The 14,743-nt window shown below is 70.4% G+C and carries 15 protein-coding genes and 1 pseudogene; 6 read left to right on the top strand and 10 right to left on the bottom strand.

Going from position 1 to position 14,743, the window contains the following annotated elements; translation table 11 throughout:
- A pseudogene (locus IFT89_RS17475) lies at positions 1 to 435 on the top strand (hypothetical protein); the annotation flags it as partial.
- 69 nt (positions 436 to 504) lie between these two features.
- Here IFT89_RS17475 and purF read toward each other — a convergent pair.
- The 3 genes from purF to IFT89_RS17460 form a co-directional block, all read right to left on the bottom strand.
- The gene (purF, locus tag IFT89_RS17470) at positions 505 to 1,962 is read right to left on the bottom strand and encodes an amidophosphoribosyltransferase (protein WP_085511828.1); all 1,458 of its coding nucleotides are present in this window, start codon (positions 1,960 to 1,962) and stop codon (positions 505 to 507) included.
- Between the two features lie 70 nt (positions 1,963 to 2,032).
- A complete protein-coding gene (purM, locus tag IFT89_RS17465; RefSeq protein WP_202939597.1) occupies positions 2,033 to 3,145 on the bottom strand; it encodes a phosphoribosylformylglycinamidine cyclo-ligase in 1,113 nt (370 codons plus the stop codon).
- Positions 3,142 to 3,621, bottom strand: coding sequence for a DUF2273 domain-containing protein (locus tag IFT89_RS17460; protein WP_202939596.1), 480 nt, complete (start codon positions 3,619 to 3,621; stop codon positions 3,142 to 3,144). Before IFT89_RS17460 ends, purM begins: the two co-directional genes overlap by 4 nt.
- Before the next feature lie 84 nt (positions 3,622 to 3,705).
- Between IFT89_RS17460 and zapE the strand changes: the two genes are divergently transcribed.
- Positions 3,706 to 4,851, top strand: a complete 1,146-nt coding sequence (gene zapE, locus IFT89_RS17455; RefSeq protein ID WP_202939595.1) for an AFG1/ZapE family ATPase — start codon at positions 3,706 to 3,708, stop codon at positions 4,849 to 4,851.
- A gap of 6 nt (positions 4,852 to 4,857) precedes the next feature.
- On the opposite strand, the gene IFT89_RS17450 is transcribed toward zapE, so the two are convergent.
- The 3 genes from IFT89_RS17450 to IFT89_RS17440 form a co-directional block, all read right to left on the bottom strand.
- Positions 4,858 to 5,862, bottom strand: a complete 1,005-nt coding sequence (locus tag IFT89_RS17450) for an NAD-dependent epimerase/dehydratase family protein (protein WP_202939594.1) — start codon at positions 5,860 to 5,862, stop codon at positions 4,858 to 4,860.
- Positions 5,863 to 5,952: 90 nt separating this feature from the next.
- Positions 5,953 to 6,954: a glycosyltransferase family A protein gene (locus tag IFT89_RS17445; protein ID WP_242664552.1), complete on the bottom strand. Its 1,002-nt coding sequence runs from the start codon at positions 6,952 to 6,954 to the stop codon at positions 5,953 to 5,955.
- A gap of 21 nt (positions 6,955 to 6,975) precedes the next feature.
- Positions 6,976 to 7,341: a sterol carrier family protein gene (locus IFT89_RS17440; RefSeq protein ID WP_064294203.1), complete on the bottom strand. Its 366-nt coding sequence runs from the start codon at positions 7,339 to 7,341 to the stop codon at positions 6,976 to 6,978.
- A 38-nt stretch (positions 7,342 to 7,379) separates the two neighbouring features.
- Between IFT89_RS17440 and purD the strand changes: the two genes are divergently transcribed.
- Genes purD through IFT89_RS17425 form a run of 3 tightly spaced genes read left to right on the top strand, consistent with a single transcriptional unit; the run spans position 7,380 to position 10,036 of the window.
- Complete coding sequence (gene purD, locus IFT89_RS17435; protein ID WP_194599331.1) at positions 7,380 to 8,645, top strand: phosphoribosylamine--glycine ligase; 1,266 nt, start codon at positions 7,380 to 7,382, stop codon at positions 8,643 to 8,645.
- A gap of 11 nt (positions 8,646 to 8,656) precedes the next feature.
- Complete coding sequence (locus IFT89_RS17430; RefSeq protein WP_192018768.1) at positions 8,657 to 9,535, top strand: alpha/beta fold hydrolase; 879 nt, start codon at positions 8,657 to 8,659, stop codon at positions 9,533 to 9,535.
- Positions 9,536 to 9,538: 3 nt separating this feature from the next.
- Positions 9,539 to 10,036, top strand: coding sequence for a 2'-5' RNA ligase family protein (locus IFT89_RS17425; RefSeq protein WP_202939593.1), 498 nt, complete (start codon positions 9,539 to 9,541; stop codon positions 10,034 to 10,036).
- A 30-nt stretch (positions 10,037 to 10,066) separates the two neighbouring features.
- On the opposite strand, the gene IFT89_RS17420 is transcribed toward IFT89_RS17425, so the two are convergent.
- Entirely contained in the window at positions 10,067 to 11,647 is a 1,581-nt protein-coding gene (locus IFT89_RS17420) for a DHA2 family efflux MFS transporter permease subunit (protein ID WP_202939592.1), read from the bottom strand.
- Positions 11,648 to 11,737: 90 nt separating this feature from the next.
- Entirely contained in the window at positions 11,738 to 12,379 is a 642-nt protein-coding gene (locus tag IFT89_RS17415) for a PadR family transcriptional regulator (protein ID WP_202939591.1), read from the bottom strand.
- Between the two features lie 94 nt (positions 12,380 to 12,473).
- Here IFT89_RS17415 and IFT89_RS17410 point away from each other — a divergent pair, with 94 nt between their 5' ends.
- Positions 12,474 to 13,412 (top strand): phosphoribosylaminoimidazolesuccinocarboxamide synthase, encoded by a 939-nt coding sequence (locus IFT89_RS17410; RefSeq protein WP_202939590.1) that lies wholly within the window; start codon positions 12,474 to 12,476, stop codon positions 13,410 to 13,412.
- Positions 13,413 to 13,445: 33 nt separating this feature from the next.
- Here the strand turns inward: IFT89_RS17410 and IFT89_RS17405 are convergent, their stop codons facing one another.
- Both IFT89_RS17405 and IFT89_RS17400 read right to left on the bottom strand, forming a co-directional pair.
- Entirely contained in the window at positions 13,446 to 14,150 is a 705-nt protein-coding gene (locus tag IFT89_RS17405) for a hypothetical protein (RefSeq protein ID WP_202939589.1), read from the bottom strand.
- 211 nt (positions 14,151 to 14,361) lie between these two features.
- The coding region (locus IFT89_RS17400) for a zinc-binding dehydrogenase (protein WP_202939588.1) at positions 14,362 to 14,743 on the bottom strand (382 nt) is incomplete at its 5' end.

Below are 14,743 nucleotides of genomic sequence, written 5' to 3'. Positions count from 1 at the left end.
GTCGCAGCCGCCGCCGACGAGACCGAGGCGCGCCTCGCGAGCGACGAGACCGGACGCGACGAGACCGTGTCGGCCGCCGCACCGGCCGCGGCCGTGAGCGCGCCCCGCACCTCGACCAGCCGGTCGACGACGACGCGTTCGACGACGGCCCGGAAGCCCGCCGCCAAGACGACCACGGCGGCGACGGCCGCGGGCACCACCGTCCGCAAGACGAGTTCGACGCGCGCCACCACCGGTTCGACGACGCCGAAGGCCGCAGCAGCCAAGACCACGACGCCGAAGGCCGCAGCCACGAAGGCACCGGCGACGAAGACGACGGGCGCCGCAGCGAAGCCGGCCACCGCGAAGGCACCGGCGAAGCCGCGCACGACGAAGCCGAAGGCGGCCCCCGCGGCCGCGCCGGCGCCGCTCGAGCAGCCCGGTACGCCGGAGTAGCAGTCGGTTCCTGAACGACGAAGCGCGCGAGCCCCTCGGGGCTCGCGCGCTTCGTCGTTCAGGCGGGACTCAGGAGAGCTGTGAGCGCTCCACCCACTCGAGGTACTCCTCGGAGACGGTACCGGTGACGTACTCGCCGGTGAAACAGCTCATCTCGAGGTCGCTGATGCCCGAGCCCTCGAGGATGGCGGCCTTCATGTCGGCGACCTCCTGGTAGATGAGGTTGTCGGCACCCAGCTCGCGGGCGATGTCGGGGATCTTCTTGCCGTGTGCGACGAGCTCCTGGCGGGACGGCATGTTGATGCCGTACACGTGGGGGTAGCGGACCGGCGGTGCGGCGGAGGTGAAGGTCACCTTGTTGGCACCGGCGAGACGCGCCATGTCGACGATCTCCTTCGACGTCGTCCCGCGGACGATCGAGTCGTCGACGATGAGGATGTTCTTGCCCTTGAACTCCGAGCCCATCGCGTTGAGCTTCTGGCGGACGCTCTTCTTGCGCTGCGCCTGGCCCGGCATGATGAAGGTGCGCCCCACGTAGCGGTTCTTGTAGAAGCCCTCGCGGTACTCGATGCCGAGCTTCTGGGCGACCTGCATGGCCGCCGGGCGGGAGGAGTCCGGGATCGGCATGACGACGTCGATGTCGCCCATCGGCGTGTACTCGGCGATGGTGTCGGCGAGCCGGTTGCCGAGACGCAGTCGTGCCTCGTAGACCGAGATGCCGTTCATGACGGAGTCGGGGCGCGCGAGGTACACGTACTCGAAGGAGCACGGCACGAGCCGCGGATTCTTCGCGCACTGACGCGAGTACAGCTCACCCGACGCGGTGATGAAGACGGCCTCGCCCGGGGCGATCTCGCGGACGATCTCGTAGCCGCCGGCTTCGAGGACGAGCGACTCCGAGGCGACCACCCAGTCGTTGCCGACCAGGCCCGTCTGGCGCTTGCCGAGGATGAGCGGACGGATGCCGAACGGGTCGCGGAAGGCGAGCAGGCCGTGGCCCGCGATGAGGGCGATCGTCGCGTAGGAGCCCTCGACCCGCTCGTGCACGTTCTCGACAGCGTTGAACACCTGGTCGGGATCGAGGTCGAGGCCGCTGATCTGTCCCTGCAGCTCCGTCGCCAGGACGTTGAGCAGCAGCTCGGTGTCGCTCGTGGAGTTCACGTGGCGACGGTCGACGTGGAACAGGTCCTTGCTGAGCTCGCGGGTGTTCGTGAGGTTGCCGTTGTGGATGAGCGTGATGCCGTAGGGCGCGTTCACGTAGAACGGCTGCGCCTCGCTCTCGTTGGCGGCGTCGCCCTTCGTCGCGTAGCGCACGTGGCCGAGGCCCATGTTGCCGAGGAGCGAGCGCATGTCGCGGGTGCGGAAGGCTTCACGCACCTGGCCCTTGGCCTTGACCATGTGGAAGGTGCTGCCGTCGGCGGTGGCGATGCCGGTGGAGTCCTGACCGCGGTGCTGGAGGAGCAGGAGGCTGTCGTAGACCTGCTGGTTGGCAGGCTCGGTTGAGACGATGCCGACGATGCCGCACATGCGTGGGGACTCCTTGGGGTTCGTGCTGGGCGAGTGACGGAACGGAGGAAAGTGGGCCGGTGCGCTGCGACTAGTCGCGGTAGGCGCCCACGAGGCGGACGGCACCGCCGTCGACCCCCTTGGCACCCTGTTCGAACGCGCTGAGGTCTGCGGCGGCCTCGCCGAGGTGCACGGTGCCGACCTGCCAGGTCGCGATCCCGTCCGCCTCGAGCGCGGCTGTGACACCGGCGGCGACCGCCGGCGAGACGACGGCGAAGAACCCGACGCCCAGGTTCCAGGTGCCCTCGCTCGACTCGAGCGAGGATCCGGCCAGCTCGCTCAGCGTCCGGAACACCGGCGACGGGCTCCAGGTGGAGCGGTCGACCTCGGCCCAGGACCCCTTGGGCAGGACGCGCGCGAGGTTGGCGGCGATCCCGCCTCCGGTAACGTGGCTGAGCGAATGGACGCCACCCGCGAAGGCCGGGGCGTCGAGCAGCCGCAGGAGGGGCAGGGTGTAGAGCCGCGTCGGCTCGAGGAGGGCCTCGCCGAACGTCGTGCCGAGCTCATCGCTGTGGTCGGTGTAGCCGACGCCCGCCTGGGCGAGGATGTGGCGCACGAGGGAGAAGCCGTTCGAGTGCAGGCCCGAGGATGCAAGTGCGAGGACGACGTCGCCGTCCTCGACGCGGTGCTCACCGAGGATGGCGTCCGCCTCGACCGCGCCGGTGCAGGCACCGGCGACGTCGTAGTCGTCGACCCCGAGGAGTCCGGGGTGCTCCGCGGTCTCGCCGCCGATGAGCGCCGTCCCGGTGTCGGAGCAGGCCCGGGCGATGCCCGCGACGATGGAGGCGATGCGCTCCGGGTGGACCTTGCCGCAGGCGATGTAGTCGGTCATGAAGAGCGGCTTCGCACCGACCACGACGATGTCGTCGACGACCATGCCGACGAGGTCCTGGCCGATGGTGTCGTGCTTGTCGATGGCCTGGGCGATCGCGACCTTCGTGCCGACGCCGTCGGTCGACGTCGCGAGCAGGGGCCGACGGAAGGCGGTCAGCGCCGAGGCGTCGAACAGGCCGGCGAACCCCCCGAAGCCGCCGAAGACCTCCGGACCGTGCGTCTTCGCGACGGCGGCCTTCATGAGCTCGACGGCGCGGTCACCGGCTGCCGTGTCGACACCGGCCTCCCGGTAGCTGGTGGATGAGGTCATGACCGTCCTGAACCTTCTGCGATGGGTGGATTCGGGGGGCCGGACTCACCTGGCTCGGCACTGACGGAACCGTTCGGTTCCGCGTCGGCCGCGGGGGTCCCGGCTGGATGCACGTCAACTCTATCCGCTGCGACGATCCGCGTCCGTCGCGCCATGGAGCGGTCGATGAGGAGACCGACGACGAGGGCGATCGCGCCGAAGACGACGACGCACACGAGCAGGAGGAAGCCGAACACCTGGGTGAGCGAGTAGTCGGCGCTCCCCGGGAACGCGAACGTGAGGACGAGTGCGGCGATGATGCCGACGAAGGCACCGATGACGAGGAACCGCCAGTAGCGCGGCGACCGGCGCACCGAGACCGAACCGGAGGAGTACACGGTCGCGACCTCGGTGTCGGGCTCGGTCGGCGCGGTGGGGCCGGTCGGTTCGGATGGGTGCTGAGCTTCCGGTGCTGGCTGCCCGGTGGCGTCTGTCATGCCTCCATTCTCCCCCACGATCCTGGGCATCGTGAACCGATGGTGAACGGCCGCGATCGAGATGCCGACGGGTACGATCGAGCGGTGGACACGACGGGGACCGAGACGACCGATCCCGTTCCGATCCCTCCCGACGACACCCTGCTCTCGGCGGTCGAGTCCGCCGCCGCCATCGCCGGGTTCACGCTCGAGCCGGAGCAGCTGGAGGTGGCGAGGCGTCTGGCGTCACTCCGGATCGCCGAGGATCGTCCGGCGCACCTGTACCTGTGGGGTGCGGCCGGGCGGGGCAAGACCTGGCTCCTCGACGCGTTCTTCGAGGCGCTCCCGACGAATCGGAGGCGTCGCGTCCACTTCCACTCCTTCTTCCGTGGGCTGCACGCCGCGATCCACCGGGTCCGCACGGAGGCCGCCGACACCGCTCGAGCGACGGGCGAGCCGGGCGCCGGGTCCCGCGCGGCGACCGGAGCGGTGACGAACGCGGTCGAGCAAGCCGTCGACGAACTGCTCGACGAGGTGGACGTCGTCCTGTTCGACGAGTTCCAGGTGCACGATCCCGGCGACGGCGCGCTCATGATCCGGCTGCTCGACGCGCTCTTCGCCCGACAGGTGACCCTGTTGACGAGCTCGAACTCCGCGCCGCAGGATCTGCTGCCGGACCCGGGGTACCACCACATCTTCGAGCCCGGAGTCGCCCTGATCGAGGCGAACATGCAGGTGCTCGAACTCGCCGGCTCGACCGACCACCGTCGCAGCTCCCCGGTCAGGCACGGCGACGGCTTCGCCCGTGGCAGCTGGTCCATCGCCGGCGAGTCCGCAGACGCCCACCTCGCGGCACTCGGCCTCCATCGTCCGGGGCCGGGCGAGGCGACGGCGCTGACGATCAGTGGCCACACGTTCCATGCAGCCGCCGCGCGCGACGGCCTCGTCTGGTTCGCCAGCGCCGAACTCATCGAGCGTCCGACCTCGGTCGGCGACTACCTCGCCTGGGCGGCGGACTACGACCGGTGGGTCCTCGACGGCCTGCCCGAGTCCCATGCCCTCACCCGGGAGGCGCGCGCCCGGTTCGTCCATCTCGTCGACGCCCTGTGCGATCTCGGCGTCGAACTCCACGTCGTGGCCACCACCGACCGGGAGACCTTCATGACCGATCCCGCCCTCGGACCGGACGGGTTCGCCCGCGACGCGGTCAGGACACGCAGTCGGCTCGCCCTCCTCCGCGAGATCCACTGACAGCAGTCAGTTCCCGGCGAGCACGGCCAGCTCGACGGCGCGGTCCAGTCCGACGACTGGCCGGTCCGGACGCTGCGGCACCACACCACCGAGAGCCTGCAGCCAACCCCAGGTGTCGGCGACGGTCTCGGCGAGCGGACGACGACGGAGACCCGCCGCGACCGCACGCGAGACGTCACCGTGATGCATCGCATCGGCATCCGGTCCGGTGGGGAGCCAGACGGGCAGTTGGGTCCAGGGCTGGATCCCGGCCGCGAGCACCCGCTCCTGATCCACCCAGCGGAGGGTCGCACCTGACCCGGTCGCGGCGATGCAGGCGTCGAGCAGCTCCCCCAGCGTCGTCGCCCGTGGCTCGCTCACGACGTTGAACGCACCACTCGCGCCCGTCGAACCGGCCGTGAGGAGGAAGGCCGCGAGATCCCGCGCATCGATGCACTGGATGGGGTCGGAAGCGGCGCCGGGGGCGAGCACCTCACCGCCCTCGGCGATCCGGGCCAGCCACCACGGCAGTCGCCCGATGTTCTCGTGCGGGCCGAGGATGAGGCCGGCTCGCGCCAGGACCGCTCGGTCGCCGAACGCCTGCACGGCGGCCAGCTCGCCGCCGCGCTTGGCACGGGCGTAGTCAGTGAAGCCGTCATCATGCACCGACCCGTCGACGACCGGTGCATCCTCCGAAGCACCGGCGGGGAGCGGGTCGGCGTAAACGGAACGGCTCGACACGTACACGTAGCTCCCGACCCGGTCGGACAGCAGCGCGGCCGCGTCGCGGACGGCGACCGGAGCCCACGACCAGGTGTCGACCGCGACATCCCACGACCCGAGCCTGAGTGCATCGAGTCCGCCGGGCAGCGTCCGGTCGCCGTGCAGCACGGTGACCGCGTCCGACGGCGAGGCGCGGTTCGTACCGCGATGGAAGACGGTGACCTCCCAGCCGGCGGCGACGGCCTCGTCGACGACCGCTCGCCCGACGAACTCCGTCCCACCCAGGACCAACAGCCGATTCGTACTCATGCCACCATCACAGCGCACGAGGCGACGGCGCACCACCCCGGTTCGCTGGGAGCAGCGAGCAGCGCGCCCGAGGAGAGCGCCGTCCGCGGGCTACTTGCGGCTGTGCTCCAGCGAGCCGGCTCGCATGGCGGCCTCGTCGTTCAGGTCGACGCGGGAGGCCGTGTAGTAACTGCTCCACTTCGCCGCGTGGTAGACGGGGTTCATGACGAACCAGTACGCCCGGCGCTTCCAGCCGTATTGCTTGTCGTGGACGATCCGCTTGGCATCGCGGATCGCGCCGACGACGGTGTAGCCGATCTGCCGGTACCGGGAGAGCCGCGCGATCGGCTTCCCGATCCGGCGCAGCGCCGTCGTCTCGTCGAAGATGCGCTTGCGGTACTCGTCGAGCGTGAGGTCGTTCGAGTGGATGACCCAGCCCCGCGGCGCGTACGCCTTCCGCAGGCCGGCCGCGATGATGTCGGCACCGAAGGCCATGTCCTCGGAGTACGGGAGGTCGCGGTACGGGATGTCGCCGAGCAGGAGCTCGCGGCGCGTCGCCGAGTTCACGTCCGAGTAGAACGCGAGGGCGTCGAGCAGCCCGCCGTTGCCGTCGGCGAAGCCGTCGTTCGCGAACACCGTCGTGCCGAAGTCGGGCCCGAAGCCGTGGAAGACGTCATGGATCTCGTACTTCAGCAGCGGGAAGCAGTTCGGGCGCGCGATCTGCTTGCCCATGACCGCGACGACGTCCATACCGTCGGGGTCCAAGGGGGTGGTCAGCTCGTGCAGCCACCGGGAATCGCCCGGGATCGCGTCGTGTGTGAGGTACGCGACGTACTTGCCGCGGGCGAGCCGAGCGGCGAGCTGGCGGGTCCGGCCGTGGCCGAACTCGCTGTTCGGAATGACGTGCAGCCGGACGTCCGGGTGGGCGGCGACGATGTCGAGCGTGCGGTCCGTGGAACCGGAATCGATGACGAGCGTCTCGAAGGTACCGTCGTACTCCTGTGCCTCGATGGCGGAGAGGATCTGTTCGAGGTACATCTCACCGTTGTAGGTGGGGATGACGATCGTCGCGTCGAGCGTCGTCTCGGCAGGGGCTTCGATGTCGGAGGTCACCGCACCAATGTACCCGGAACGTCAGCGCGGCAGGAGCAGTGGCACGAGGCCCGTGAGGTCCGCCCGCTGGCCGGAGGCGTGCACCGTGCCGCCGGCCATCGCCGTGGTCCAGTCGATGCGGCCGGAGGCGAGCGCGAGCCAGGTCGGTGCGTCCATCTCGATGACGTTCGGCGGCGTGCCTCGGGTGTGGCGGGGGCCCTCGATGCACTGCACCGCACCGAACGGCGGCACCCGCACCTCGACGGTGTTGCCTGGTGCCCGCTCGACGAGGAGCTCCAACAGGTAGCGGACCGCGGTCGCCGTGTCCGTGCGCGACGCCGGTGCATCCCCGAGCGCCTGCTCCAGGGCAGCGCGACCGACGGCGTCCGTGATCCTGGGTCTGGCCATGCATTCGAGGCTAGGCCATTGCGCCTTAAGCTAGACGGGTGAAGATCCTCGTCCTCGGTTCCGGTGCTCGCGAGCACGCCATCATCAAGGCTCTCCTCTCCGAAGAGGCCGGGCACCACATCATCGCCGCCCCCGGCAACGCGGGCATCGCGGGGGATGTGACCGTGGTCGGCATCGACCAGGAGAACCCTTCGATCGTGCGTGACTTCGCCCGTGACGAAGCGGTCGACCTCGTCGTCATCGGGCCCGAGGCCCCGCTCGTCGCCGGCGTGGCCGACAAGCTGCGCGCCGCCGGCATCCCCGTCTTCGGCCCCAACCGCTCGGCGGCCGCGCTCGAGGGCTCGAAGTCCTTCGCGAAGCGGATCATGGACGAAGCCGGCGTGCCCACCGGGCGCGCGGTCCGCGCCGAGGACCTCGACGCAGCGATCGCCGCGCTCGACGACTTCGGTGCCCCCTACGTCGTCAAGGCCGACGGCCTCGCGGCGGGCAAGGGCGTCCTCGTCACCCACGACCGCGACGCGGCCATCCAGCACGCCACCAACTGGCTCGGCTACGGCGGCGTCCTCGTCGAGGAGTTCCTCGACGGCCAGGAGGTCTCCCTCTTCTTCATCACCGACGGCGAGACGGTGCTCCCGCTCTCCCCCGCGCAGGACTACAAGCGACTGCTCGACGGCGACGCCGGCCCGAACACCGGCGGAATGGGCGCCTACTCCCCGCTGCCGTGGCTCGACAACCGCTTCGGGAGCGAGACGGCCTTCGTCGACGAGGTCCTCGAGACCGTCGCCGTCCCCGTCGTGCGCCAGCTGGCGTCGGAGGGCAACCCGTTCCAGGGGCTCCTCTACGCCGGACTCATCCTCACCGAACGCGGGATCCGCGTGATCGAGTTCAACGCGCGCTTCGGCGACCCGGAGACGCAGGTCGTCCTCCCCCGGCTCGTGACGCCGCTGTCGGCGCTCCTGCTCGGCTCGGCCACCGGCACGCTCGGCGAGCAGCCGCGACCCGCGTTCGCCGAGGCGAGCGCGGTGACCGTGGTGCTCGCGAGTCAGAACTACCCCGAGACGCCCGTCACCGGCCGGAGCATCACCGGTCTCGACGCGGCCGTCGCCGTCGAGGGCGTCCACCTCGTCCACGCCGCCACGGCCGACGTCGACGGTGGCCTGGTCGCCACCGGTGGTCGCGTCCTCAATGTCGTGGCCCTCGGATCCACCTTCCCGGAGGCACGCGGACGTGCGTACGAGGCGCTGTCGCGCATCGAACTCGAGGGCGGTCAGTACCGCACCGACATCGCCGCACGCGTCTCCTGATCGCGGCCCGGATGAGCGCAGCAGCGGGAACCGGGTCGTCGGCAGTCGTCAAGAGTCACGACGGCACCAGACTGCACGTGGACGTGATCGGCGACGACGCCCTGCCGCCGCTCGTCGTCCTCGCCGGCGGTCCGGCGCGTCACCCGGTCTACCTCGGTGATCTCGGCGGCCTGAGCACCAGGCGTCGCCTCATCGTGCTGCACCAGCGCGGGGTCGGACGGTCCGAGAGCGGATCGTCGACCGCTGCGGCGAGCTGGCCGGAACTCGCCGAGGACGTCGAGGCCGTGCGTCGCTGGTTGGACGTCGACCGTCTCGAACTCCTCGGGCACTCCGCCGGTACCCGCGTCGCCGTGAGCTACGCCGCACGCTACCCGCACCGGCTCGACCGCCTGTGCCTCATCACGCCACCCGCCACCTGGCTCGTCGACACGGACGACGACAGCGCGGAGATCATCGCCCGGCACGCGGCGGAGGACTGGTACCCCGGCTTCCTCGAGGCGCTGCCCGCGCTGCTCGCGGCGCCGGACTCCGCGTCGGGGAACCGCTTGTTCCCGGCGGTGGCGCCCATCGCCTGGGGCGAGTGGGACGACACCGCCCGCGAACACGAGCGTCTGGGCGCCTGGCACCCGGCCGCGCAGGACGCGTTCGTGCACACGCCCACGATCGACGAGGTCGAGGACATCCGCGACGCCCTGCGCACCGTGACGGCTCCCGTCCTCGTGGTCGCAGGCTCTGAGGACGGCCTGACGGGACTCGCGCCCGTCGTCGACCTCGCGAAGCGGTTCCCGCTCGGCCAGGCCATCGTGCTCGACGGGTGCGGACACTACCCCTGGGTGGAGCAGCCGCGATCCTTCGCCGCCGCCGTCCACGGCTTCTTCCCGATCGGCTGACCGGTGCGCAGCGTCGATCTGACGTTCGACGAGGCCCTCGAGGCCGCCGTCCGCGACCGCTGGCAAGCGCTCCTCGACCTCGGTATCAGTAGTCTCGCCACGCATCGCGGTGCGAGCAACCGTCCGCACGTCACGCTGTCGGCCGGCGAGGACCTCGAGCTCACCGGGCGGCCGGCCTTCGCGCCGTTCGCCGTCCGGCTCGGGGCTCCGCTGTTGTTCCCGCGTCGCTCGGGCGCCGTCCTCGCGCTCACGGTGATCCCCACGCACGAGCTGCTGGAGCTGCACGGACGTGTGGCCGGCGGCGTCACCGGTTCGTTCGAGCACACCCGGCCTGACGCCTGGACACCCCACGTCACACTCTCCCGACGCGTCGCCGGCGAACAGACCGCGGCGGCACTCGACGGGCTCCGGTCGCTCGGCGACCTCCCGTCCGGGTTCGTCACCGGGCTCCGGTTCTGGAACGGCGACACCAGGACGGTCACGGACCTCCTCGGCCCGTGACCGTCCGGTGTCGCCGTGTCGGCGGGGCCGCTACTCGGCTTCGGCCCGGGCGGTGGCGGCAGCTGCGGCGACCGCGGCGGCCTGTCCGTGCTGGGTCTCCGGGGTCGACCAGGCGGCCGCCTTCGGCTTCTGGAAGAACAGGACCACGACCGCGCCCACGAGCGCGAGGCCTGCCGGGAGGAGCAACGACTGGGCCATGGCGGTGGTGAATCCGGCGTGCAGGAACTCGGGCAGCTCGCCACCCGTCACCTCGCTCACGCCGCCGGCAGCCCCACCGGGTGCCGCGGGCAGCTCGGCCGCGAGACGTCCCTGGATGAGTGCGGCGATCGCCGCACTGCCGAGGACGGCTCCGATCTGACGCGTCGTGTTGAACACACCTGAGCCGGCGCCGGCCTGGTGCTGCGGGAGCCCCCGGGTGGTGAGGTTGGAGACCGGCCCCCACATGAAGCCGTTGGCGAGGCCGAGGACGGCGCTCGGGAGGAGCAGCATGAGGATCGGCTGCTCGGGCGTGAGGAGGATCGAGTACCAGCCGAGCGCGAGGGCCAACAGCAGGAGCCCCGCAAGGGCGAACCACTTCGGGTTCACGCGGTCGATCGCCCGTCCGACCACGGGCGCGAGCCCGGCGGAGAGCACGGCCATCGGCACGAGCATGAGCGCGGACTGCGTCGGGGTCAGGCCGCGGACGGTCTGGTAGAAGAAGACGAGCGGCAGCGACATGCTCGTGATCGTGAACCCGATCGTCGAGATCGCGAGGTTGCCGACCGAGAAGTTGCGATCGCGGAACAACGCCAGCGGGAGCAGCGGCTCACCCTTCATGACGGCCTGCCACACGACGAACACGCCGAGGACGACGACGCCGGCGATGATGAGGCTCCACACGGTGATCGGACCGGTGATCGTGCCCCAGTCGTAGCTCTGGCCCTCCTGGATGCCGAACACGAGGAGGAACATCCCGAGCCCGCTCAGGACGACCCCGAGCACGTCGAACTTGTGCGGGTGCGTGGCGAGCGCGGGGACGTTGCGCCAGACCATGATGAAGCCGATGACACCGACGGGCACGTTGATGAAGAAGATCCACTCCCACCCGAAACCGTCGACGAGCACGCCGCCGAGGATCGGGCCGACGAGCGTCGCGACACCAGCGGTCGCTCCCCAGAGGCCCATGGCCGCACCACGGCGGTCCGGCGGGAAGATGCGCGTGATGACGGCCATCGTCTGCGGCGTCATGAGTGCCGCTCCGAGGCCCTGCACGACGCGGGCGACGATGAGCATCTCGATCGAGCCCGACAGGCCGCACCAGAGTGAGGCGAGCGTGAAGACGACGAGGCCGATGAGGTAGAGGTTCTTCGGGCCGAAGCGGTCGCCGAGGCGGCCGGTGATGAGCAGCGGCACCGCATAGGCGAGCAGGTAGGCGCTCGTCACCCAGATGACGTTGTTGATGTCGGTGTCGAGCCCGCGCATGATCGCGGGGTTCGCCACCGACACGATGGTCGTGTCGATGAGGATCATGAAGAAGCCGATGACCAGGGACCAGAGCGCGGGCCAGGGACGCACGGCCCCGGGTGTCGGACCGGAGACGCCCTGAGGAGGCGTGGTGGGGGTGGTGGACATGAGGTCCCTTTCTGCACGGAGGACGGGTTCGCGTTCGGGACGCGAGGATGAGCGGGACCGCCGGCCGGACTGGTCGGTCGTCCCGGAGGTTCAGGTGGAGAGTGTCGGCTGAGCGGACACGGGCGGGGTCGCCGCCTGCTCGTGGAGTGGCGCACGGGTCCCCGGCACGTGCCAGGCGAGCGCGCCGTCGGCGATCTCGGCGAGGAGCGATTCGAGGTGGGCGATCTCGGCGCGCAGCATGGCGACCGAGTAGGGGACGTTGATCCAGTACACGCGCGGGATCCCGCGTTCGAGCGCCCACGTCATGCGGCGATCGAGGTCGGCGAGCTCGGCCTGTTGCCGGAGGATACGGGTCTCGAGCAGCATCCGCACCTCCTCGGCTCCCAGTTCGTGCGCCTCGGACAGCGCGAGCCCGAGCTCCGGGTACTCGTTCGTGGGGGTGCTGAGCAGCTCGCGCAGCCGCTCCCCCAGCAGGCGTCGGCCGAGGTCGGTGATCTCGAAGGTGGTGCGCTCGGGTCGGGCTCCCTCGCGGTCGGTCCCGGTGGCGAGCACGAGGCCGTCGGCCTCGAGTCCGTAGACGGCGCGGTAAAGCGAGCCGGGGCTCACCTTGACGACGCGGTCCTCCTGGCGGTGGAGCGCGAGTTGGTACATCTCGTAGGGGTGCATGGGGCGCTCGGCCAGGTAGCCGAGCGCGGCGACGGCGAGCAGGCCGAGCGGCTTGACCTTGCCCATGCCCCTCCCCTCACTCCACGCGAACTATTCCACGTGGAATATACGCGTACCGTCCAGAGGTCGCAAGCCCCGGCGACCGGCCCGGCCACCGCCGATGCACGATAATGAACGAGTGAGCGCACCCTCGGAGACCAACGCCTGGAACCACGTCTACTCGGGCAAGGTCCGCGACCTGTACGAGCCGGCCGCCGGGCCCGACGACCTGTTGCTCGTCGTCGCGAGCGACCGGGTGAGCGCCTTCGACCACGTGCTCGAGCCGGGCATCCCCGGCAAGGGCGATCTGCTCACCAGCCTGAGCCTCTGGTGGTTCGACCAGCTCCGCGACGTGCCGAACCACCTCGTGCCCGATCACGAGCTCGACGCCGCGGGCGTCGCGGTGTCCAGCATCCCGGCGGAATTCGCCGGCCGGGCGATGCTCGTCCGGAAGCTCGACATGTTCCCCGTCGAGTGCGTCGTCCGCGGCTACCTCACCGGCTCCGGCTGGAAGGAGTACGTCGCGAACCGCACCGTCTGCGGCATCCCGCTGCCCGACGGCCTCCGCGACGGCGATCGCCTGCCCGAGCCGCTGTTCACCCCCGCCTACAAGGCGCCGCTCGGCGAGCACGACGAGAACATCTCGTTCTCCCGGATGGTCGAACTCATCGGCGAGGACGACGCGGTCGCGCTGAAGGACCTGTCACTCGGCATCTACGAGACGGCGTCACTCACGGCGGAGCGCCACGGTGTCATCCTCGCAGACACGAAGTTCGAGTTCGGCCGCAACCCCTCGACCGGTGTCATCACGCTCGGCGACGAAGTGCTCACCTCCGACTCCAGCCGGTACTGGGACCGCGACGTCTACCTGACGAGCGACGACCCCACCGCTCGGATGGCGAGCTTCGACAAGCAGATCGTCCGCAACTGGTTGGCCCACAACTGGGACCAGGACGACGCCTCGACGCCCACACCACCGACGCTGCCTGCCGAGATCGTCACGCAGACGGCAGCCCGCTACCGCGAACTCCTGGAGCGCCTCACCGGCAGCGGTCGCTGACCACCGAAGCCATCCGCATCGTGGAGGTGCGGGTCAGCTCGTCTTCCGACGGGCGCGGAGCCGAGCGCTGTCGGCCAGGATGGCCTGCGCATCGGGCAGCGGCCCTTCCGGCACGATGACGCCCATGAGCATGGCCGTCTTCTCGAGTGCGTCGCGTGCATCGTCGGCCGCGAGCCGCGCCTCGACGAGATCGCAGGAATCGTCACTACCCACCTCGCTGCGCGTGCCGCTGCGCTCCACGAGCTCGCGCTGCAGGCGCTCGGCGGTGGCGTACATGCGCGTGAGCGTCCAGAGCGAGGTCCACGGGAGGTCGTCGCTCAGCCCGATGAGGTGATCATTGAGCGGGTCGATCCACCGCGACGGCTGGTGCCCGCCGTCCAGGCGACGACGACGGTTGCGTCGTTCGGCCGACACGAGCAGGAAGACGGCGACGAGGATGGCACCGAGCAAGGCACCGACGACGTCGAGCCCGGGCACCCACTCCGGGTCGAAGCCGGGGAGCGACACTGACGAGCGTTCGTCGTGGACGAGTGACCACTCGACGAGCACGCCCACCGTCGCGCCGATGATGAAGCCGCTGAGCAGGAGGAATGCACCGAGCAGGAGCGTGATCCTCCGCCGCAGCTGGTGGCCGCGCTGTTGATCCTCGGTGAGCTCACCTCGTTCCGCGAACGGATCCACGACCATGAGGCGACCACCGACACGGACCACACCAGGGTGGCGAGTCGTGACCGTCATGGCCCGAGGATACCCCACAAGGTGGGTCATGCGGCGGGATTCACGAGCCGAGATCGGCGGAAATCCGCGGTGGATCGGCCGTCGTGACCCCCGGAATGGGGGCGCTCGAAGAGGTCACGTCGCCCTCGGACGCCGTCGCCGAGACCTCGACCGGATCCCGCGAGGCTCGCCGGAGGGTTCGAGCCGGCTCGCGTGACCTCCCGCGGGTCGTTCAGGGTCGGACACCGACGCGCGGGAAGGCGCCCGATGCAGCTGCGACGAGCGCCTCGTCGACGTCCTGCAAGGGGAACTCCGGGCCGACGAGTTCGGCGAACGGATACCGACGCCACGCACCGGTCAGGAAATCGACCGCGCGTGCCAGATCCCGCGGTCGGTAGTTGTGTGCGCCGCGCACCGTGAGGAGGCGTCGGACGATCCGTTCGGCGTCGATGCCGAGCGGCGCACCGGGCGACACGCTGCCGACGAGGACCGCCGTCCCGCCGATCGACAGCGACGCGATGGCGGCGTCGACGGCACGGGCGTCGCCGGACATCTCGATGGCCACCGGGAAGCCCTCCACGCCCGCCGCCAGGTGCGCGGCGTCGAGGTGCTCG

Source organism: Plantibacter sp. CFBP 13570 (assembly GCF_014841395.1).
Lineage (GTDB): Bacteria > Actinomycetota > Actinomycetes > Actinomycetales > Microbacteriaceae > Plantibacter > Plantibacter auratus.
This window is presented reverse-complemented; position numbering and strand designations above follow the sequence as displayed.

Excerpts from the sequence above, each read along its gene's own strand:
- purF (WP_085511828.1), bottom strand. The coding sequence starts at position 1,962 with ATGTGCGGCATCGTCGGCATCGTCTCAACCGAGCCTGCCAACCAGCAG.
- purM (WP_202939597.1), bottom strand. The coding sequence starts at position 3,145 with ATGACCTCATCCACCAGCTACCGGGAGGCCGGTGTCGACACGGCAGCC.
- IFT89_RS17460 (WP_202939596.1), bottom strand. The coding sequence starts at position 3,621 with ATGACAGACGCCACCGGGCAGCCAGCACCGGAAGCTCAGCACCCATCC.
- IFT89_RS17450 (WP_202939594.1), bottom strand. The coding sequence starts at position 5,862 with ATGAGTACGAATCGGCTGTTGGTCCTGGGTGGGACGGAGTTCGTCGGG.
- IFT89_RS17440 (WP_064294203.1), bottom strand. The coding sequence starts at position 7,341 with ATGGCCAGACCCAGGATCACGGACGCCGTCGGTCGCGCTGCCCTGGAG.
- IFT89_RS17430 (WP_192018768.1), top strand. The coding sequence starts at position 8,657 with ATGAGCGCAGCAGCGGGAACCGGGTCGTCGGCAGTCGTCAAGAGTCAC.
- IFT89_RS17420 (WP_202939592.1), bottom strand. The coding sequence starts at position 11,647 with ATGTCCACCACCCCCACCACGCCTCCTCAGGGCGTCTCCGGTCCGACA.
- IFT89_RS17415 (WP_202939591.1), bottom strand. The coding sequence starts at position 12,379 with ATGGGCAAGGTCAAGCCGCTCGGCCTGCTCGCCGTCGCCGCGCTCGGC.
- IFT89_RS17410 (WP_202939590.1), top strand. The coding sequence starts at position 12,474 with ATGCACGATAATGAACGAGTGAGCGCACCCTCGGAGACCAACGCCTGG.
- IFT89_RS17405 (WP_202939589.1), bottom strand. The coding sequence starts at position 14,150 with ATGACGGTCACGACTCGCCACCCTGGTGTGGTCCGTGTCGGTGGTCGC.